This is a genomic window from Psychrobacter sp. ASPA161_9 (genome assembly GCF_051970275.1).
In the GTDB taxonomy this organism is placed as follows: Bacteria; Pseudomonadota; Gammaproteobacteria; order Pseudomonadales; family Moraxellaceae; genus Psychrobacter.
This window is the reverse complement of sequence record NZ_JBEFNI010000005.1, coordinates 177,461-197,220: the sequence shown is the minus strand read 5'-3', so window position 1 is coordinate 197,220 and position 19,760 is coordinate 177,461. Positions and strand designations below refer to the sequence as shown.

Below are 19,760 nucleotides of genomic sequence, written 5' to 3'. Positions count from 1 at the left end.
TACAGTTAACGCCCTAGCTCACTTCTACAGTCTCTTTGACGAGCGCTAAATCTTTTACCATAAGCTGCAAGCTTTGTTTGCCATTCCATTCGTTGATGTCTAGCTGAAACAACAAATGTACTTTTTCAGCGCGGTAATCCCAAGCACTGCTATCAAAGTTAAAATAAATCGCCTCAATCGGATACTGCACCTCAGGATAACGCAGTGATAGCTTCAAATGCTTGTCTTTTAAGACTTTAAAGCTCAGCACCTCAAATATGCCGTCAAATATCGGCGGTGCAAAGCCATGACCCCAAATACTGGCATTGGCTAAATGCTCAGCGAACCATAAGCTAAAGTCACCTGCTTGTAGTGGCCCATCGGTGAATTTCTGCTCGGCGAACACCTCATCATCCATCTCTGCCATGACTTCATTAAACGCCATCACAAACGCTTCAAAGTTGCTACGTTTAATAGTCAAACCTGCTGCCATCGCATGACCACCAAAGTGAGTAATCAATTCAGGATAACGCTCGGCGACTTGTTCAATGGCATCACGAATATGCACGCCAGCGATAGATCGTGCTGAACCTTTAATCGCATCATCATCTCCAGTACGCTCTGTATCCGCTGGTGCAAAGACGATGCTAGGCAAATAATGACTCTCTTTTAAGCGCCCAGCGACGATACCGATAACACCTTGGTGCCAATCATCCTGATATAAAATAATACTGCGATTGCCATTGCTGCTAGGTTTGTTTTTAACAAGGCTATTATGAGGAATAATTCCATCATTGTTTGCGTCAGGATTGCTGTTATTAGAACTGCTATTCTCAAAGCTGTGATTTTGAAGATCATTGTTTTCAAGATCGTTATTCTCAAGACTGTCATCAGCCGCTAATGTCTGCACAATGCTATCAGCTTGCGCACGCATCTCGCCTTCTACATGACGACGGGTACGGTTTAGCTGCTCAAGCTCCTGCGCTAAACGCTGCGCGGTGCTCCAATCTTCAGTCAATAAACATTCAATACCGATACGCATATTATCCATACGTCCAGCGGCATTGATACGCGGGCCTAAAACGAAGCCGAAGTCCTGCGCGTGTAATTGCTTGGGGTCCCGACCCGCTTGCTCAAGCAGTGCCAATATGCCCATACAGCAGCGCCCTTGACGGATAGCGGTCAAACCATGATGCACTAAGATACGATTATTCTTATCGAGTATGCCAACGTCTGCAATCGTGCCAAGCGCCACTAAGTCTAAATACTGACTGACTTGTACGGTAGACTTGCCAGCTTCGCGGCGCAGTTTTGCCAAACGTCCAAGTACATAAAACGCCACGCCGACCCCTACCAATGCCTTACTAGTAAAATCACAATCGAGCTGATTGGGATTGACCACCGCTTGAGCAGGCGGGGTCTCTTTGGTCGTAAGGTGATGATCAGTGATAATGACAATAATACCGTCAGCCTGTGCACGCGCTACGCCTTCATGGCTTGAGATACCATTATCAACAGTAACTATCATGTCTGGCTTGTAGGTCTCAATACCTAACTCGACAATCTCTGGCGTCAGACCATAGCCATATTTGAAACGATCTGGTACTAGGAAATCAACGACCGCGCCCATCTTGGTGAGCGCACGCATCATCAGCGCAGTACTGGTCGCGCCATCACAGTCAAAGTCGCCAACGACAAGGATACGCTGACCTTCATCAATGGCCACGTCTAATAGACGCACTGCTTCGGTGACGCCATGTAGCATCTCAGCTGGCAGTAGACCAGACAATCCTGTCTCAAGCTCATCAGGCACAGTAATACCGCGACCTGCATACAGGCGAGCCAGAGTAAATGATTGAGCGGCAAGTGGTTGCAACGCAGTGGGCAACTCGTCGATGCGAGTGCTGGTATAACGGGGGGTTAAATTTAGCATGAGCGTATTCTACTGGCTTTGTTAGATGGTCACAACGGGAATTTATAGCGCTTCAGTCTATGGTACATGATGCATGGTTGCCCAAAATTGATTACGTTCGGCGCTTCGCGAACTTTCTACAGGTTAAATTTCTACTCAATACGGTGCGTTATTTACAAAAACTGTGCATAGTGACCTTATTTTTCTGCATTTTGATACAAAGCAATGATTGTAAGCCGTCTATAAATCCATAAAATGGTAACCATCTGAGATACTTGCTATCTGTTGAATTTTTGCTCTTTTGTTTTTTATCATTTATTCATCTATAAGGAAGCTTTATGAAAACCACTCCAGCAGCTGAAAAACTACCAAATACTATTGATCCAAATTTAGACTTAGAACAAGTAAAAAAAGACTGCCAAAAATTGGTCAAAAAACGCGCCAAATATTCAGCTGGTGTCGCCGTCGTCCCTGTACCATTCTTTGATGTCGCGGTTGATGCAGGTATGCTTACCCAGCTACTACCTCAAATTAGCGAACGCTTTGGCCTGATTGAAGGTCGTGAATCAGCAGTCGATTTAGAGTCGCGTGCTGTACATTGGGGTGCTTTAAAAGATCGTACTGTTGATTTCGCTGGTCTTATGGCGACACGCGGTATTGTCAAAAAGACTGTACAAGGCTTCGGTGGTCGTATCGCTGCCAAGCAAGTAACTAAGTTTATTCCTCTTGGTGGTCAAATGGTTGCAGCTACCATGGGCTATATGATTTTCAAAAAAATCGCGAATGACCATATTAATGAATGTTATAAACTAGCGAAAGACATTCAGAAAAAACAACATGGCAAGAATGTCTAGAACTATTAGATAAGCGCATAAAAATAAAACCAGCTAAGATAATTTGTCTTAGCTGGTTTTTTGATGGCAATTAAAGTATTTGTAAGCTCAATAGCAATTATGACAGTACAGCATGCATTCAGAAAATCTGTAAAGAACAGACCTTATCCAAGATTAAAACTCGTACTGCAAACCCAGTTGTACTGAACTGTCTCTATTATCCCGTGCAAAGGTGGTGTCCCCGTTTAGATAAGCATAAACGTTCTTGTGAACTTTGCTACTGACACCCAGGTCAAAACGTCCGTAATTATCATCGTTATCTTGAGTAATTCTAACCTCTCTCTTTTTACCATCAGCTAAAGCAGTCGCTGATAAATTAGCTATCAAGCCATCTTCAATGACATGCACGTAGGCAAGCTTGCTTTGTAACTTAACGGGCGTATCCGCCACATTGAAACGATACTGTAATTGGTAACCAAGCTCTGAATCCCACGCATCATTAGAGATATCGTCAATATCAAGAGCAGTACGAGAGTTAGCGTTGCCACTGGTATAACCATCGATGTCGATCTGGCTATAGTTGAGACCTAAATAAGCGCCATGGGCGACATTTTTATTAATAATAAAATTATAACCCAATTCATTGTGTGCGCTAAACACATCAGCATCAACGCTACCACGCTCATTATTATTGATGATATTGATACCATCATTCCCATCCAATCTTACCGTTCTATTGGTATCTAAATCATGTTGAGACAGGCTCAAAGACGTGGTATTCCACCAAGGTGTGTTTTTGCCACCCAGTAAAGAGTAAGCTTGAACACCATAGCTCGTGTCTTTTTTGATGCTATTTTCCATACTCTTATTGTTTTGATTGGCAGCCAGCAAACCTGCACCCATTCGCCAATTAGGCTGTAGAGTGTATTCGCCATATAGACCAATCTGTGCCCGTCTACTCTCTTCCATATCCTCAGTATCTATATAACTTTGAGAGCCATCAACCCAGACATGAGTACGCGAATCAGAATCGAGAGATGCAGGTTGATCAATAGTATTTAAAGCGAGAAAATTGGCCCGCTCAAACACTGGTGAATGTGAATCAGTAGCGTTGTTTTTTAAATGCTCGCTCATCGTATTTTGCAGATTAATAGCACTCTTCATCGATTGCACGATGTCTGCATTGGTTTGCTCAACGATCAATCGAGTAATAATACGAGAGTAATCACGCATTCTTTGAGCAATGCGCGCCTCACCAAAGGCATCTACCAACACCTCTTCATTGTCTAATGCAGGATTGTGCCACGTATAACCATCCGGAATTTTTGGATTGTCAGTCTGCGTATAACCATCATAATAAGGTCCCAAGCTCCAGTTCGTCGCTTCAAATGCAACTACCGGCATAACACTATCGAAAGACTCTTGGTCACTACAGCACCCGACGCCATAAGGCTCGTATGGCTCAGTTTCACCTGGTGGAATAATGGCTGGGTTAACTTGGAAGTCGATGCCCAGCTCTTTTGCAATACGAAGCGCATTTTCGCGCAAGCTCACGTTAGCTGCCACTTCTTGACCGTTATCGTCATACGCGTTTCGACCTGCATTGGCATACATAATGTCACCAGTGATTAAGCTGTCTAAATTAACCATACCTAGCGCATTTGATTTTTCTGCTTCGCTCAATGCTTCAACGAAAGCTTTTGAGCCGTTAAGCCCGCCTTCTTCAGCACCAAACGCGACGAGTTGAACGTCATGCTCGGCTTCGATACCGTTCAAGTTTCTGACCAGTTCTGACAATATCCCAGCGCCAGAAGCATTGTCATCCAATGCTTGCAGATTTTGGTAGTTTGGATAGGCTACAGCAGAGTCATAATGCGCCCCTATAAATAACGTTCTGTCGGTATCAGCCGTTCCTGATTGAGTCACCACTACATTATTACTAGTGAGCTGCTGGTCTTTGAATAATCCATACGGAGCGATAAAATCAAAATTCCGAAGATCAACTTGATTGTTACTGCCATCGATAGTCATACGTTGTTGCATATAATTGGCAGCTTGTGATTCTGTATCAGAGCCTGTATATCTTCCAGAGTAGTTACGAGCAAGTGTTAACGCTGTCTCTGTGCCATAAGCCCCATATTCAGCGTCCGCCCATGTCTGTGTCCCTGTCAATGCGGTCAGCACTGCAACCACTGACAAAGTAAGTTGTGATAATTTAATAGCCATTGCACCGCTCCTTGGTTGGGACGTATTTCACATTCGACCATAGCACTGACATTAATGGCAGAACTTATCTATGAATGTTCAACACGCCCTAAATAAATGTGACTAATAATAAAAATTAATTAAAAACAACATCATTTACAAGCTATAAAAATCTCAGGTTTGGAGGTTTATTTGCTATAGTCCGTTAAGCTACAAACACAACTGAAAACATTGAAGGGAAAACCATGAAAAAAATCTTAGTTTCAACCGTTATGCTTGCTACCTTCGCCCTAGCTGGATGTACAACCACAGGTGGCGTAAATACTAATGCGGGCACTGCGATGGGTACAGCGAACGAAATCGGTATGAACGTATTCAAGGCAGCTATTGATAACCAATGCCGCAGTCAGATTGAAAATCAAAGTGCTTGGCGTATTGCTAGCGCTGCCATGACTGAGACACAAGAAGAAGCGGTAAAAAGTAAAGTTTGTGGTTGCGTGAGTGAGCAAGCACCTCAACAAGTTACTATTGTTGAGTTGGGTAACGCTGCTATAGATTCAGCATACCGTACACAGTTAGTGGCAAAAGTCGTCGCCAAATCGTTGCAGAGCTGCTACGGCAGTATTGTTAAATAAGAAGCATCACTAAACAACGATTTTGCTCAGAAAAAGACGCTAATAAAGGGTGCGTTGGTGAATCTTGACGCACCCTACTCCCTATTATGTACAATACACTGCGTAAAACCGTACAACACACTGCCTAACACCCTAAATATAGCCATTATCAAAAGAAAATACCTGAGCTCAAAAGACTTAACTTCTATTTGTTATAGATTCATTTGGCTACAAAGGGGCTGCTAGAGGCAGAATTTTGTTACGAAAATATTTGGATTTACCATCAAGAACTTTATCAACTTCTTTGATTAAATCTTGGATAATGTCGTCGTAAATGCCATGATTTAACTCTTTTTCAAAAGGCGTATATGGATGTTTACGAGCTGCTGATCTCACCTCAGTTACACCTTGCTTGGTATAAAAGATATCGACTCGACCATCACTATTTAATACGCAATTTAACTCTCCATTCTCAATCACCAGCTCTACACGTTCAGGCATGAAAATATAATCATCCACATCAATTAGCTTTTTTTCTACTTCTCGTTTTAAAAACGACTTAATATCAAACATAGATATATCCCTAACGTTTAAATTTTTATAAAATCAATCTAAAATAACTTTCACACAAGTTTGCTTATAATACAGATTCGCTACTACCTACCTTCAATTGAATACAACAGACGTACAACCTTTAGAATCTATCACTTTATCTATCATGAGTTTTATATAAATTATTATACTTAAATTCATAAAGTATCTGTTTCGTTATCCTTTAGAGTCCACCAACTATAGGGCTAATCATTGATTGACCCAGCATTTGTTCAAATCTTTGATAAATAAAGCTTTATCTAACTATTTTATAAGAGACAACGCTTTTTTTTAAGATAGGAAATGTAAAACTGCGTGTGCTGTTAGTAAGATCAAGGATAATTGTTAATAGTAGTATCAGAGTCACTAAAAAATGGCATTACTATGTAGGAAAAGTAGGAAAAGTAGGAAAAGTAGGAAAAGGAAATATAGAACAACATAATAGCGGATGGTAGGATTAGCGCTATTATTACACTCCAATAAAAAAGGTAAGCTGCAAATTTTGCGACTTACCTTTTTTAGTATTAATTTTAGTGCTAATTAATCTCTTCTACATTGTCAATCACACCCAGCCTTTCTCACGAAATGACTTTAATACTTCAATGAACACTGCCATCTCATCGGGTGTTCCAAGTGTTAAGCGACTAAAACCTTCAATTGGTGGAAACTCGCGTCCGACCACAATGCCATGTTCTCGCATTCTTTCCATGTAGGTTTTTACATCGCCTTTGACTTCATGAAAAATAAAGTTGGCTTGTGAAGGCAAATGATGCAGACCCAATTCGTCTAACGTCGCTTCAACCATTTCACGTGATTGATTAGTCATACGTAAGCTGCGCGCCAAAAAATCTTCGTCATCTAGCGTCGCGAGGACGGCCACTGCACCTGACAAATTGGTATTGTCTATGGACATAAAAGCTTCGATGGCAGTGGTCGTTTGCGGATTAGCAATCGCATAGCCCATGCGCATACCTGCCAGCGCACATAGTTTTGAGAAAGTACGAACGACAATCAGGTTGTCTGATAATTCCTGCTTTACCCACTCAACCCCACTCTCAAAACTTGGGTCTGTAATGTATTCTGAATAAGCTTGATCTAATAAGAAGTAGTGATTCGCTGGAGCATTTTTTACCCAAGCTTTTAGCTTATCCGTTGCGGTGATGGTTGCCGTTGGATTGTTAGGATTGCAAAGATAAAACAAGCTAATCCCATCGAATTCGTTAACTGCTTTTTGCAGGTTATCAAAATCTAAATCGTAATTGTCAGGCGTGAGTGGTACTTTTACGACAGACTCGCCGATAGAGAGTGCATACAATTCTGCATAAGCAAAAGTAGGATCAGGCACGATGACTTGGAATTGCTTACCTGCTTTTAAAGCTTTGGTTTGTAGCATTTGCACGACAGCTCGGATGTTTTCGCTGGAGCCGTTACCTAGCGAGACGTGGCTTTCTGTCACGCCGTTTATTTCTGCAATTTTGCTAATGAGGGCTGCGCGTTGATCGTCTGGATAACGAAACCCGATATCAAAAGATTGTAGGATAGCTTGCTTGGCAGATTCTGCCATGCCTAGTGAGTTTTCGTTAGAGTTTAACTCTAGTAAGTTATGAGTATGCACAATGGATAATAGACCTAATTTGGAAGTGAATGATGGAGTGAATGGGTGCCATATTAAGTGGCATTGAATTTGATTACAAGGGGGTCTCATAAACAAACATGAGATACTTTTTTGGTAGTAATTTTTACAGGCAAAAAGACCGTTTTTAATCTTGAGCACGCCATAAAAAAGGTGAGATGCAACTTATGCAACTCACCTTTTCTAATATTGATTAGTCCTGTTTAGCTCACTAATCTTTTAAAGTACCAATCATACCCAACCTTTTTCACGAAATGACTTTAGTACTTTGATAAATATTTCCATCTCATCAGGCGTGCCAAGCGTTAGGCGGTTGAACCCCGTGACAGGTGGAAACTCGCGACCAACCTTAATACCACTGTCTCGCATTCTAGCGATGTAGGTTTTTAAATCACCTTTTATTTCATGAAAAATAAAATTGGTCTGGGATGGCAAGTAGCGAAGTCCAAGCTCGTCTAATACGGTTTCAATCATCTGGCGCGACTGATTAGTCGTACGCAAACTTAACTCTAAAAATTCTGCATCATTTAACGTCGCAATGGCGGCGACCGCACCTGATAAGTTGGTGTTATCCATAGACATAAACGCTTCGACAGCTTCAATAGCTTGCGGGTTAGAAATCGCATAGCCCACTCGCATACCAGCCAAGGCACATAACTTTGAGAAAGTATGAATCACAATAAGATTTTCTGATAATCCTTGCTTTACCCACTCAACCCCACTCTCAAAGCTTGGGTCATTCACGTATTCTAAGTAAGCTTGATCTAATAAAAAGTAGTGGTTGTCTGGTGCGTCACCTATCCATGTTTTAAGCTGTTTCGTTGATGTAATGGTTCCGGTTGGATTATTAGGATTGCAAAGATAAAGTAAACTAATTCCGTCAAACTCGTCGGCAGCTTTTTGCAGACGTTGAAGATCTAGGTCATAGTTTTCGGCAGTTAATGGTATCTTGACTACGGACGCCCCAATGGAGTTTGCATACATCTCTGCACAATCAAACGTTGGCACAGGGATTACCATCTGAAACTCTTTGCCCTCTTTGAATGCTTTATGTTGCAGCATTTGAATGGTAGCTCGCATATTTTCAGTCGAGCCATTGCCTAATGAGATTTGGTCTTCTGCCACGCCATGAATGGTGGCAATTTTGCTAATGAGTGCAGCGCGTGGATTATCTGGATAACGAAAACCTTCACTTAAAGATTCTGTAACGGCTTTTTTGGCAGAATCTGACATGCCTAGCGAGTTTTCGTTCGCATTTAACTCTATCATTTTATTATTTTGCATGATGGACGATACGCCTAAATGTCAGTGGATAATAAGATCAAACTTAGTGACTGATATCATATTAAGTGGCATTTGGTATGATTACAAGTTTTCTAAACCCCAAACATTAGTTATTAATCCTATCCAACAAAAAGCTATCTTACTTTCAAGCATTTAGCAGACCATAAAAAAGGTGAGCTACAAATATGCAACTCACCTTTTTGTTAAATACAAATTGATATTAACTATTATCCAAGTAATTTGTTAAATCAAATGCGCTTTTAACTCCAATACTTTATCTCTTGTCTTCGCTGCATCCTCAAACTTCAAATCACGCGAGAACTGCTTCATAAGCTTCTCAAGACGATTGATTTCTTTGGCAAGCAAATCAGGACTACGCAAGATACTAATATCGACATCCGGCAGATGACTCTTGATTGGAATCACCTCATTATCATTGGCATTGAGATCATCGCCAGTATCAATCTTATCTGTGATACTCCGGCGCGCGCCTTTTGGCGTGATATTATGTTCAAGGTTAAAAGCGACCTGCTTTTCACGGCGACGATCCGTTTCTTCAATCGCTTTTTGCATACTGTTGGTGACACGGTCAGCATAGAGAATAGCCTTACCATTGATATGACGCGCGGCACGACCAATAGTCTGAATCAAAGCACGCTCAGAACGCAAGAAGCCCTCTTTGTCCGCATCAAATATCGCCACCAATGACACCTCAGGCATATCCAAACCTTCACGTAGCAAGTTAATGCCGACCAACACATCATGCACACCAGTACGTAGCTCATGAATAATCTGCATACGCTCGACCGTATCGATGTCAGAATGCAAATACGCGACTTTTACATCGTATTCTTTGAGATAGCTGGTCAAATCTTCTGACATGCGCTTGGTTAAGGTAGTGATAAGTACACGCTCGTCTTTTTCACGGCGTTTGGTAATCTCCGATAGCACATCATCGACCTGCGTGAGCACGGGACGAATTTCAATCTCTGGATCAATCAGACCCGTTGGGCGCACCACTTGCTCAACCACTTGCTCACTGTGTTCTAACTCATATAAGGCGGGCGTGGCGCTCACATAAATAGTTTTGGGCTTGATACGTTCCCACTCTTCAAACTTCATCGGGCGGTTATTCATCGCACTTGGTAGGCGAAAACCATAATTGACCAAGTTCTCTTTACGCGATCTATCGCCTTTATACATCGCACCGATTTGGGATACGGTCACGTGCGACTCATCAAGAAATAACAACGCATCCTCTGGAATGTAATCAAACAAGGTAGGCGGCGCCTCCCCTGATGGGCGTCCAGAGAGATGCTGTGAGTAGTTCTCGATGCCGTTACAGTAGCCGAGCTGTTGAATCATCTCAAGATCATACTGTGTGCGCTCTTTAAGACGCTGCGCTTCAATCAGCTTATTATTATCGCGGAAATACTCTAAACGTGGCTCAAGCTCCGCGCGAATAGTATGACTGGCCGCTTCTAGTTTATTACGCGGGGTCACATAATGCGATTTTGGATAAATAGTAATACGTGGAACCTTGCGTACCGTCTTACCAGTCAGTGGATCAAACCATGTAATTTTCTCGACTTCATTATCAAATAGATGCACACGCACAGCCAGCTGCTCAGATTCAGCTGGATAGATGTCTAATAACTCCCCGCGCAATCGATAAGTACCACGCCCGAAGTCCAGCTCGTTACGGGTATATTGCATCTCAACCAAACGCTTAATGGTCGCAGTACGATCTATTTTGTCGCCGACGACGATATGCAGTAGCATTTTCAAGTAACTTTCTGGATCACCTAAACCATAGATACACGATACCGAGGCGACAATAATCGCATCACGGCGCTCTAATAATGCCCGCGTTGCTGACAAGCGCATTTGGTCAATATGATCGTTAATAGCACTGTCTTTTTCGATAAAGGTATCGCTGGCGGCGACATAAGCTTCGGGCTGATAATAGTCATAATAGCTGACAAAGTACTCAACCGCATTATTCGGAAAGAACGCTTTAAACTCACCATATAGCTGTGCAGCTAGGGTCTTGTTATGCGCCATGATAATGGTTGGACGCTGAGTTTCAGAGATTACCTTGGCCATAGTGAAAGTCTTACCAGAACCAGTAACACCAAGCAACAACTGCTCATCCATGCCAGAATTAATACCTTTGACTAACTTTTCAATCGCCTGCGGCTGATCCCCTGCTGGCTCAAAGTCCGTAACCATCTCAAAGGCACGACTTGATATTTGCGTCCCTGACGCATTGACACCACTAATTTCAGCTTCGCCTTGGAGCTGAGTGGCCAATTGGTTTAACTGACGCGACGAGCGCGGTTCAGGCATTCGCATAATGGCTTTCTTCCTGATATCTATAAAAGGTTATAAGAGGTAAGGTTTAAAACAATATGGGGGTCAAACTACTCTTTTTAAAGGATAATTGCAGGTTTTATCGCTAGGATTGACTGACGGCTAATCTAGTGATTAAGACGTAAAAATATACAATAAAGAGGTTGGATATTCAGGTATATTTTATCGATAGAGCATCTTAATTATCAAACATAACGAACCAAGGAATATACTATGAAAGGCAACTGTTTGTGCGGCAATATAACGATTGAAGTAGAAGACATCAATACTTTTGTGGCATGCCATTGCGGAATGTGTCGGCGCTGGGGCAGCGGACCTTTGATGGCGGTACATAGTCAATCAAAGCCTAATATTAAAGGTCAGGAATCGATAACTGTATATCAATCATCTGAGTGGGCTGAGCGTGCATTTTGTAATAAATGTGGCACTAATCTGTATTACCATCAACTTGGTTCTGAGGTTTATGTATTGTCACTAGGACTATTCCAAGAACATGCCAACCTTAACTTTGCTAGCCAAATATTTATCGATAAAAAACCTGAATATTACGAATTTGCTAACGATACTGAAAATCTTACTCAGCAACAACTGTTCGATAAATTTGCTGAGAAAGGCATCACCACGGCCAAAAAGTAATCATCATACGCATTAAATCCATGTTGAATAGCCTTATATTTTCTTCTAGCGTTACAAAGCTTTTCACGATTAACAAAGTCATTACACGACCACTTAATAAAGCCTAACGCTTAAGGGTTCAATCATCGATTTAAGCTGTTATTATCATTAATGAATTAACGAGCAACACCCAAGCAGAATGTTAGTCAGGATTTCATACTGATTGTAAAAGCTAATGCATCATTTCTGCTTAAGAAATATATTAATAAAGAACTATTCATCATAAAATTTCTAGACTCAATAAAATAACTCTAACTAATGGAGCAAGATATGAGAGAACGTTACGCAAGTGGTATAAACGACGACACTGCTAAAAAAATGGTCGATCTACTAAACGCTAATCTAGCCAACTTAATCGATTTAAGTATGGACAGTAAACAGTGTCATTGGAATCTACAAGGTACTGGCTTTATCGGTGTACATCAGTTATTAGATGACACTTATGGTCGTTTGACTGAGGCTTTTGACACTGTCGCTGAACGTATTGTTATCCTTGGCGGTAAAGCCAATGGTATCTCTAAGCGTGTGGTTGAGGACTCTATCTTGGAAACTTATCCAACTGACATTACTGAAGTTGATCAACATGTTCGTGAGCTGACCAATCGCTATAAGACAATTGCAGCATCATTGCGTGAAGCGATCGATACCGCTGGAGATGCTGGTGATGAAGATACCGCTGATCTATTAACTGAAATTAGCCGTATCGTTGACAAAGATGCTTGGTTCATCGGTGCAAACGCGCCAAAATCATAAATTTTTTATAAACTTAGCTAACTAATAGCTTTGATATATAAAAATTTGATACATAAAAGCTAGTATAAAACTGAATATGAATGCAAAAAGGTCACCGTAATTGGTGACCTTTTTTTGCCTGTCGTTTAAAACTTAAATACTCACTCAGTAATACTTATTCAGCGTTTTAAAAGTTACTAGAATGTCAGCTTTGATAATTGCTATCTACCAGTTTGACAGAAATATCAGACAGCCTCACTACTTTCTAGACTCAAAATTTCGGCATTGGGCACGGAGAGTGTCAGAATAGCCTCTTGAAATAACGGATCTGCACGGAACTGGTTTTCAATATCTTCGAATTTTTGTGCGATTTTTTCTTCTTTTTGATTGCCGGCAATATCTACTGCCGCTACCATAAATATCTTTTTGGGTCCGACCCACTCTAAATGCAGATACGAGACACTATCGATATCAGGATGATTGAGCAGCTCGACTAACGCATAATTGTGTATGCTATCTGTTACTTTATATCCGACTAAAAAATCACGATTACGGCTGATTAGAAAGATGGCTACTACTCCTAATAGTAGGCCAACAATGATGGAGCCAAGTGCATCCCAAAACGGCTGCCCAGTATAAGCATGCATACCCATTGCCGCAGCAGCGATAACCAAGCCAATAACAGCTGCCAAATCTTCAAAGAATACACCACGTAAAGTTGGGTTTGAAGTACTAACAACATAACCAATGGCGCTAACATTAATCGCTTTGCCATGTTTTTTGCTTTGTAAGTAAGCTTGTATTAACGAAAAACCTTCAAGTACAAAAGCTACCGCTAATACGATAAAGCCGATAGTGTAGTTAGTTTCACTCTCAGCAGCATTCCATTCGGTGATGCCTGTATAAATAGAAACGATGGAACCTGCCATAAAGACGCCAAAAGCGGCAATCATTGACCACACATAGGACTCTTTACCGTAGCCTAGCGGATGGCTTTCATCAGCAGGTTTAATCGCCTTTTTTTCTGCGACAATTAATAAGGTGCCGTTACCCGCATCTGCCCAAGAGTGCGCTGACTCCGCTATCATAGAGGCAGAGCCAGTCATAAATGCAGCCACTGTTTTTGCAATAGCAATGATAAGGTTTGCCCCGACTGCAATCAGTACCGTAACTAATGACCCAGAATGTTGATCGTCGTTATTAGATGCAAAGTTAGAGGCCTTATCAGGAGCAGAACTAGAATTGGACTCTTCAGTGGGATTACCAGCACCGCGAGCACGATGACTGCGCGGCGCTGACTGGCTATTAATATGGCCATGTAGATTGGTTTTCGAGGGCTTCAAACTCATAATAGTCTCAATAAAATAATGAATGTTTAATCACTATATTTACTATATGGTTTACGGCAGTTACCTTGCTGTTTAGAACAACAGATACTTTGCTATTTAAAATAAAAGCCAGCCCAGTCTGAGATATGGCCTAGTCTAAGATAAAGTAATCAGTCGCTTTTTTTAGCATTATCATTAGTGGCACTAGCTGAATTTCCAATCATTTCATCGATATCACAGCTAGGACGTTGTGAGCTATTCATGCGCAGATTTTTACGCTCCAAACCTGCATCAAAGCGACATTGCTGCATGGCATTTTTAATATCAAGCGGCGGAATAGGTGTCGGCTTACCATTATCATCGATAGCTACCATGGTGAAATAGCAGCTATTGGTATGGCGAATGGTACGCGCGCGCACATCTTCTGCTTCAACGCGAATACCAATTTCCATAGAAGTTGTGCCCACGTAATTGACACTCGCGGCAAAGGTGACCAGCTCACCAACATAAATGGGCTCACGGAACATCACTTGATCGACGGACAGCGTCACCACATAACTACCGCTATAACGACTGGCACAAGCATAAGCGACCTGATCAAGCATTTTAAGCAAATCACCACCATGTACATTACCAATGAAGTTTGCCATATCAGGCGTCATTAGCACCGACATATAGAGCTCATGGTTTAATGGGGCTTTTTTGGCCGTTGAAGTGGTGTTTAATTGTGGCATAGTTTTCCCAGTTCGCTATTATCAGTTAAAGGTGGCGTGCATAATTGGCAATAGTGTAACGCAAACCAGCTGTTTTATGACAGCTTTATGATAGTGTCCGGTCGGTCAGCATCAGCGGTTAATCAATATTTCGAGCTACTCATCACTGTCAATTTAACTAGCTCAGCCAGTGAAAACGATAAGCCAGCCATGCCACAATAGCACTGACAGAACCTGTTAATAACCCGCCCCATACGAAGTCCACTAAGGCAGTATCTAACGTAAAGCCTTTATATAACGCAAGATTGGTAAAGTCATAAGTACCGTAAGCCATTAGTCCTATTAACCCGCCCAGTAAAAAAATATGACCGATCGAAGCACCTGCTTTAATTTGCGGGTAAAGAATCAATATGCAGAGAGCTAATAGATAAAACATGTAAAACACGCCAGCCGCGACCATATTTGGATCATCAGCGAGTAAGTGTCCGATACGCTTTTCATAGAATAAGCCTGTCATAGTCTTAAGCCAGACCGCGTCGATACCTAAAAATATGACAACCGCAGCAAGGTAGATAAATACATAACCCATGATAATATCCTTTTATAATGGTAACTAAGCATGAGACACGCTTGCAGCATTGCTTATTATTACGCTAATTATACCTAAGCTGACACCAGGGCTGCTGGCGAATCAGAAAAATGCAGCGAATCGATATTGTCCGGCTTAACTGCTGTTACCTGTACTACTCCAATCGTACGCTCCAAAAAGCCGCCTTCACAGTAGCAGAAATAAAACTCCCACAAACGGATAAATGCCTCGTCGTAACCGAGTGCTTTAATCTCTTCACACTGCGCCATAAAAGCCGTACGCCAATCGCGCAATGTATAAGCATAATCAAAGCCATAATCATGCAATTGCTTAATGACCATATCTGTCTGTTCGGTAAATTGAGTATTTAGCTCTTGGTTGGATAGCAAACAACCACCAGGGAAAATATGTGTCTGGATAAAGTCGACCGATTCTAGATAATCTTCATAATCTTGATCATTAAAGGTGATGGCTTGTAGCACCATCAGTCCTGTAGGCTTGAGTAAGCTATTACATTTAGCAAAGAACGTTGGCAGATATTCATGACCAACTGCCTCTATCATCTCAATACTTACTAGCTTGTCGTAATTCCCTGTCAGCTCACGATAATCTTGTTTAAGCAGAGTAATCTTATCAGACAGTCCTGCCGCCTCGACTCGGCGATGCGCCTCCTGATACTGAGCGTCAGAGATGGTCGTCGTCGTTACCTGACAGCCATAATGTTTGGCCGCGTAAATCGCAAAACCGCCCCAGCCTGTGCCGATTTCAATGACATGATCATCAGCCGTCAATTGCAAGCGCTGACAGATCAGTGCCAGCTTATGCTGCTGTGCCTCTGCAAGCGTTGTATCAGGTGTCATGTATACCGCTGATGAGTACATCATAGTCGGGTCTAAAAAGCGCTCGTACATGGCATTACCCAAATCATAATGCGCTAGAATATTAGATTTGGAGCCAGCCTGATCGTTACCGCGCAGTTGATGCTTGGCTTTCTCTAAGGTTTTACTTAGACTTGCAAAGCGATTTTCCAAACTGTTCAGCACTGCTAAATTGCGTGCAGCCAGCCGTATTAAACCAGTCAAATCATCAGTATCCCACTCACCCTCAATATAGCTATCGGCAAGTGCAATAGAGCCGCCAAATAATAATCGACGATAGACATTACTGTCATGAATTGTCAGAGTAACGTCTAATGAGTGACGACCCACTGCTGAGCTGCTTATTGCGCTGGACTGCTTGCTACCGAAGCTGTTTGTCTTCAGTGCTCGCTCGTCAAAATCCTCTATTAAAGTGATGCTACCGAATTGAAGGTAGCTAAGCGCACGGAATATTGCCTTTCTAGTCAAGTAATTTACACTTTTATTAACTGGCTTTAAGACCACACTATCATTAATTGTTTGACTCAAACGCGCAGTGATTTTATCTATTTTTGATGTAGGTGTACGGTCGGTTGGGCTTGCTGGCATCGTGCTATTATCCTTTTATATTTTAAAGCGGAAATTTTTTGTTAGGATTGACGGTCACTTTTACTAAGAGATATCTGTAGAATCTTTGACGTGCTGCTGACTATCAGCCAGCTTTTCATCGTAATTGATATAAGGAACCTTTTTAATAGCGTAGAGCTTGAAAGCATGCCAATAAATACGTGTCAGCGACGTAAAATTCATTAACGGATTTTTCCGCAGACTGTCACGAATTGTCGTCTGTGTCATCGGTATACCGGACATCTTGACCCCTGTTTTTAATACTTCACCACGCGCGTCACTTATGTTGATAGCGATGCGAACTTGCAAGCAATTATCTGACTGTTTTTTTACCTTTACCTGCCAGCGATACAGCTGATCTATCGGGTTAAATGGTGAAACATGAAAGTCTTTATCGTGGCAAAACTCGGTGTCAGTACCGTCTAATAAAAACCCATAATAGTGACGTTTGTCCCATGGTGTGTTGGAAACCTCTGCGAGCAGATGCGTAGGTATTTGCTCCTTATCAAAACCCAAGTAAAAATTGACTGGGCTAAAATATAGTCCAACATTGCGGCAGACTACCATGCCCATCATTTCACCTGCCGGAGCACTACCTGCATACTTAATAAACGCTTTTTTTAAGCGCTGTTCGAGAGTTTCAGCACTATTTAAACCATTCTTCTTGTCGTTATCAGCATCATCGTCATCTACACTTGGATGTAAATAATCATCTGCACAGAACTGCTGCAATGCTTTTTTTTTCGCTGAAAATAGCAGTAAGCCTTTTATACCGATACGCTTATTTAACATTGATTTGGCTAAGGCTAATGTGCTCACTTCCGGTAATAACTCTCCCGCTGCTAGCGCACTGATATTGACACCCCAATAACGATACGGATAAGCAAATTTGTGCACGCTTGGTAGCAACCGACTATGCCACGTTGTCCCTTGAAACAACTGATGCAGCAACATATTAGAGACTTGTGGTAACTCATGAATTGGCATGGTGTCAGACGGATGGGCTGAGGTAGTCATAATGTGCTCTTATATAATGATATTATTGCACTGCTATGCATTTTTAGCTTTGCGACGGCCGAATAAGCCTCGTTTTTTCTTATTATTGAATGCTTGTGCAGCTGGTTGTAAAGTTGCAACATAGTCCACCAATTCTTGATTGGTAGTAGCCGTCATTACGTGACATTTTTTGAGTTTGCGTGCTTGCTTATCTGCCTTTACTGGCAAGTCTCTATAACGAAATGGCGTGTGTGTGCTATCACTATGGGGTAGGTGATTTGGATCGACTTCATCTTTAATATCAATCGTACTACCCAATGCCTGACAGACACGCAGGCCACTACGTACGCCATCTTCATGAAAGCCATTGAACCAATATGCTCCGCAAAAATGCGTATGTAGACCACTACCCGATATGCGCGACCACTGAGCTTGTGCAGCAATCATCTCGTTGTCGAATACGGGATGGTTATAGTCAATACTTTTAATGACCTGCGCTGGATCAATATCTTTATTTAGCGTGACTAGATAATTATGCTGCTTGGTCAAACGCTGCAAGATATTCATATGATAAGTCAATACTGGCTTCGCAGATGCTTGTTGTTCGCGTTCACCAGTCTTATCCTGAGCTTTATCTTTACTGTCAATCAAGTAATTCCAACTGGCCCATGCTAGTGATTTCTTTGGCAATACTTCGGTATCGGTATGCAGCACCGCCGTATTATTAGTAAACTGAAATTGTCCCAGTACTTCACTCTCATCAGGACTGGCATCTTTCAGTAATTTTAGCGCCGTATCTGCATGACAAGCAAAGATAACGTCATCAAAGGTTAGCTGTTGCGCATCGCTATTAGCACTTTTATCGATGACGGTTAACGTCACTTTATTGTCATGCCGAGTGACCGATTGCACCGGACTATTGACTCGCACAGTACCGCCGGTTTTAACGAAACGCGTCACTAACTTATTAACATACTGCTTAGAGCCACCTTTGATAGTGAACCATTGCGGACGATTAACCACATCGAGCAAGCCATGGTTATCAAAAAACTGGGCGAAGAATACTAATGGCGTATCTTGTACTTTTTCTAGACTGGTTGACCAGATTGCTGAGACCATCGGCAATAGATAGTTATCGGTAAACAAAGCGCCATAACGCTTACTCGTCAGATAGCTACCTAGGGTTTGCTCAGTAAAACCCCTAACATCCTGCCCTTGTGCGCGCGCTGTCTCATAGTCTTGACGCAATTGACGGATATGTTTATTGAACTGCAAAATATCAGTCATAAACGCCCAAAACTTAGGATTAAGGACATTTTTGCGCTGCGATAATAAGGTGTTAAGCGTATGACCGTTATATTCAAAGTTGCGAGCGGTATTCTTCACTGAAAAGCTCATATCCGTTGCTTGAAACGGTACTTGCAAGTCATGCAATAAACGAAAAAAATTAGGGTAAGTACGCTCGTTAAAGACAATAAAACCCGTATCTATTGCACTATTCTCCACTTTATTTTCTTTTGACTTTTTGCCATATTGCAATGTCACATCAATCGTATTTACATGCCCGCCAATATAATCGCTGGTCTCAAACACTGTTACTTCATGGAGCTTTGCCAAATAATAGGCACAAGTTAACCCTGCTACCCCAGAACCGATAATAGCGACACTTTTTGTTGCTTGATCATTGACTGCTTGATCATTGACTGTCTGATTAGCTTGTACTGGTTGTTGCTTTACAGTTTTTGGTTGATCAGATGCACGCTGACGGCGAAAAAATGGCATAAAACTTTCCTTGGTGTTCTATTTAATAAGACATTAC

At 41.8% G+C, this 19,760-nt stretch carries 16 protein-coding genes; 4 read left to right on the top strand and 12 right to left on the bottom strand.

The genetic code is table 11. The features are described from left to right. Positions 1–13: 13 nt before the first annotated feature. Entirely contained in the window at positions 14–1,912 is a 1,899-nt protein-coding gene (gene recJ, locus ACTQ9S_RS07895) for a single-stranded-DNA-specific exonuclease RecJ (protein WP_440454630.1), read from the bottom strand. A gap of 317 nt (positions 1,913–2,229) precedes the next feature. On the opposite strand from recJ, the gene ACTQ9S_RS07890 reads away from it, so the two are divergent. Then, the gene (locus ACTQ9S_RS07890) at positions 2,230–2,745 is read left to right on the top strand and encodes a hypothetical protein (RefSeq protein WP_068036713.1); all 516 of its coding nucleotides are present in this window, start codon (positions 2,230–2,232) and stop codon (positions 2,743–2,745) included. A 153-nt stretch (positions 2,746–2,898) separates the two neighbouring features. Here ACTQ9S_RS07890 and ACTQ9S_RS07885 read toward each other — a convergent pair whose 3' ends face one another. After that, complete coding sequence (locus ACTQ9S_RS07885) at positions 2,899–4,950, bottom strand: autotransporter domain-containing protein (RefSeq protein WP_440454629.1); 2,052 nt, start codon at positions 4,948–4,950, stop codon at positions 2,899–2,901. Positions 4,951–5,174: 224 nt separating this feature from the next. On the opposite strand from ACTQ9S_RS07885, the gene ACTQ9S_RS07880 reads away from it, so the two are divergent. Continuing rightward, positions 5,175–5,564 (top strand): hypothetical protein, encoded by a 390-nt coding sequence (locus ACTQ9S_RS07880; protein ID WP_068036715.1) that lies wholly within the window; start codon positions 5,175–5,177, stop codon positions 5,562–5,564. Positions 5,565–5,771: 207 nt separating this feature from the next. Here ACTQ9S_RS07880 and ACTQ9S_RS07875 read toward each other — a convergent pair whose 3' ends face one another. From ACTQ9S_RS07875 to uvrB, 4 genes are all read right to left on the bottom strand, one after another. Further along, the gene (locus ACTQ9S_RS07875) at positions 5,772–6,116 is read right to left on the bottom strand and encodes a hypothetical protein (RefSeq protein WP_068036716.1); all 345 of its coding nucleotides are present in this window, start codon (positions 6,114–6,116) and stop codon (positions 5,772–5,774) included. Between the two features lie 580 nt (positions 6,117–6,696). Continuing rightward, the gene (locus ACTQ9S_RS07870) at positions 6,697–7,749 is read right to left on the bottom strand and encodes a pyridoxal phosphate-dependent aminotransferase (RefSeq protein WP_440454628.1); all 1,053 of its coding nucleotides are present in this window, start codon (positions 7,747–7,749) and stop codon (positions 6,697–6,699) included. 249 nt (positions 7,750–7,998) lie between these two features. Then, positions 7,999–9,051 carry a pyridoxal phosphate-dependent aminotransferase gene (locus tag ACTQ9S_RS07865; RefSeq protein WP_440454627.1) on the bottom strand — a complete coding sequence of 351 codons (1,053 nt, stop codon included), beginning with the start codon at positions 9,049–9,051 and terminating at the stop codon, positions 7,999–8,001. Positions 9,052–9,294: 243 nt separating this feature from the next. Next, positions 9,295–11,406: an excinuclease ABC subunit UvrB gene (gene uvrB, locus ACTQ9S_RS07860; protein WP_350656743.1), complete on the bottom strand. Its 2,112-nt coding sequence runs from the start codon at positions 11,404–11,406 to the stop codon at positions 9,295–9,297. Positions 11,407–11,637: 231 nt separating this feature from the next. Between uvrB and ACTQ9S_RS07855 the strand changes: the two genes are divergently transcribed. Together ACTQ9S_RS07855 and dps are read left to right on the top strand one after the other, a co-directional pair. Next, positions 11,638–12,060, top strand: a complete 423-nt coding sequence (locus ACTQ9S_RS07855; protein ID WP_440454626.1) for a GFA family protein — start codon at positions 11,638–11,640, stop codon at positions 12,058–12,060. A 309-nt stretch (positions 12,061–12,369) separates the two neighbouring features. Beyond that, positions 12,370–12,852, top strand: coding sequence for a DNA starvation/stationary phase protection protein Dps (gene dps / locus ACTQ9S_RS07850; protein ID WP_068036726.1), 483 nt, complete (start codon positions 12,370–12,372; stop codon positions 12,850–12,852). A gap of 224 nt (positions 12,853–13,076) precedes the next feature. Here dps and ACTQ9S_RS07845 read toward each other — a convergent pair whose 3' ends face one another. From ACTQ9S_RS07845 to ACTQ9S_RS07820, 6 genes are all read right to left on the bottom strand, one after another. Continuing rightward, a complete protein-coding gene (locus ACTQ9S_RS07845) occupies positions 13,077–14,180 on the bottom strand; it encodes a cation diffusion facilitator family transporter (protein ID WP_440454625.1) in 1,104 nt (367 codons plus the stop codon). 149 nt (positions 14,181–14,329) lie between these two features. Next, on the bottom strand, positions 14,330–14,893 hold the full coding sequence (locus ACTQ9S_RS07840) for an acyl-CoA thioesterase (protein ID WP_068328573.1): 564 nt from the start codon (positions 14,891–14,893) through the stop codon (positions 14,330–14,332). A gap of 157 nt (positions 14,894–15,050) precedes the next feature. Then, positions 15,051–15,461: a DUF2177 family protein gene (locus ACTQ9S_RS07835; protein WP_440454624.1), complete on the bottom strand. Its 411-nt coding sequence runs from the start codon at positions 15,459–15,461 to the stop codon at positions 15,051–15,053. Between the two features lie 74 nt (positions 15,462–15,535). Then, positions 15,536–16,927 (bottom strand): class I SAM-dependent methyltransferase, encoded by a 1,392-nt coding sequence (locus ACTQ9S_RS07830; protein ID WP_440454623.1) that lies wholly within the window; start codon positions 16,925–16,927, stop codon positions 15,536–15,538. A 63-nt stretch (positions 16,928–16,990) separates the two neighbouring features. Further along, a complete protein-coding gene (locus ACTQ9S_RS07825) occupies positions 16,991–17,962 on the bottom strand; it encodes a DUF1365 domain-containing protein (protein WP_440454622.1) in 972 nt (323 codons plus the stop codon). Positions 17,963–17,995: 33 nt separating this feature from the next. Beyond that, complete coding sequence (locus tag ACTQ9S_RS07820) at positions 17,996–19,723, bottom strand: NAD(P)/FAD-dependent oxidoreductase (protein WP_440454621.1); 1,728 nt, start codon at positions 19,721–19,723, stop codon at positions 17,996–17,998. Positions 19,724–19,760: the final 37 nt, after the last annotated feature.

Coding starts and splice junctions, on each gene's coding strand:
- recJ (WP_440454630.1), bottom strand. CDS start 1,912: ATGCTAAATTTAACCCCCCGTTATACCAGCACTCGCATCGACGAGTTG.
- ACTQ9S_RS07890 (WP_068036713.1), top strand. CDS start 2,230: ATGAAAACCACTCCAGCAGCTGAAAAACTACCAAATACTATTGATCCA.
- ACTQ9S_RS07885 (WP_440454629.1), bottom strand. CDS start 4,950: ATGGCTATTAAATTATCACAACTTACTTTGTCAGTGGTTGCAGTGCTG.
- ACTQ9S_RS07880 (WP_068036715.1), top strand. CDS start 5,175: ATGAAAAAAATCTTAGTTTCAACCGTTATGCTTGCTACCTTCGCCCTA.
- ACTQ9S_RS07875 (WP_068036716.1), bottom strand. CDS start 6,116: ATGTTTGATATTAAGTCGTTTTTAAAACGAGAAGTAGAAAAAAAGCTA.
- ACTQ9S_RS07865 (WP_440454627.1), bottom strand. CDS start 9,051: ATGCAAAATAATAAAATGATAGAGTTAAATGCGAACGAAAACTCGCTA.
- uvrB (WP_350656743.1), bottom strand. CDS start 11,406: ATGCGAATGCCTGAACCGCGCTCGTCGCGTCAGTTAAACCAATTGGCC.
- ACTQ9S_RS07855 (WP_440454626.1), top strand. CDS start 11,638: ATGAAAGGCAACTGTTTGTGCGGCAATATAACGATTGAAGTAGAAGAC.
- dps (WP_068036726.1), top strand. CDS start 12,370: ATGAGAGAACGTTACGCAAGTGGTATAAACGACGACACTGCTAAAAAA.
- ACTQ9S_RS07845 (WP_440454625.1), bottom strand. CDS start 14,180: ATGAGTTTGAAGCCCTCGAAAACCAATCTACATGGCCATATTAATAGC.
- ACTQ9S_RS07840 (WP_068328573.1), bottom strand. CDS start 14,893: ATGCCACAATTAAACACCACTTCAACGGCCAAAAAAGCCCCATTAAAC.
- ACTQ9S_RS07835 (WP_440454624.1), bottom strand. CDS start 15,461: ATGGGTTATGTATTTATCTACCTTGCTGCGGTTGTCATATTTTTAGGT.
- ACTQ9S_RS07830 (WP_440454623.1), bottom strand. CDS start 16,927: ATGCCAGCAAGCCCAACCGACCGTACACCTACATCAAAAATAGATAAA.
- ACTQ9S_RS07825 (WP_440454622.1), bottom strand. CDS start 17,962: ATGACTACCTCAGCCCATCCGTCTGACACCATGCCAATTCATGAGTTA.
- ACTQ9S_RS07820 (WP_440454621.1), bottom strand. CDS start 19,723: ATGCCATTTTTTCGCCGTCAGCGTGCATCTGATCAACCAAAAACTGTA.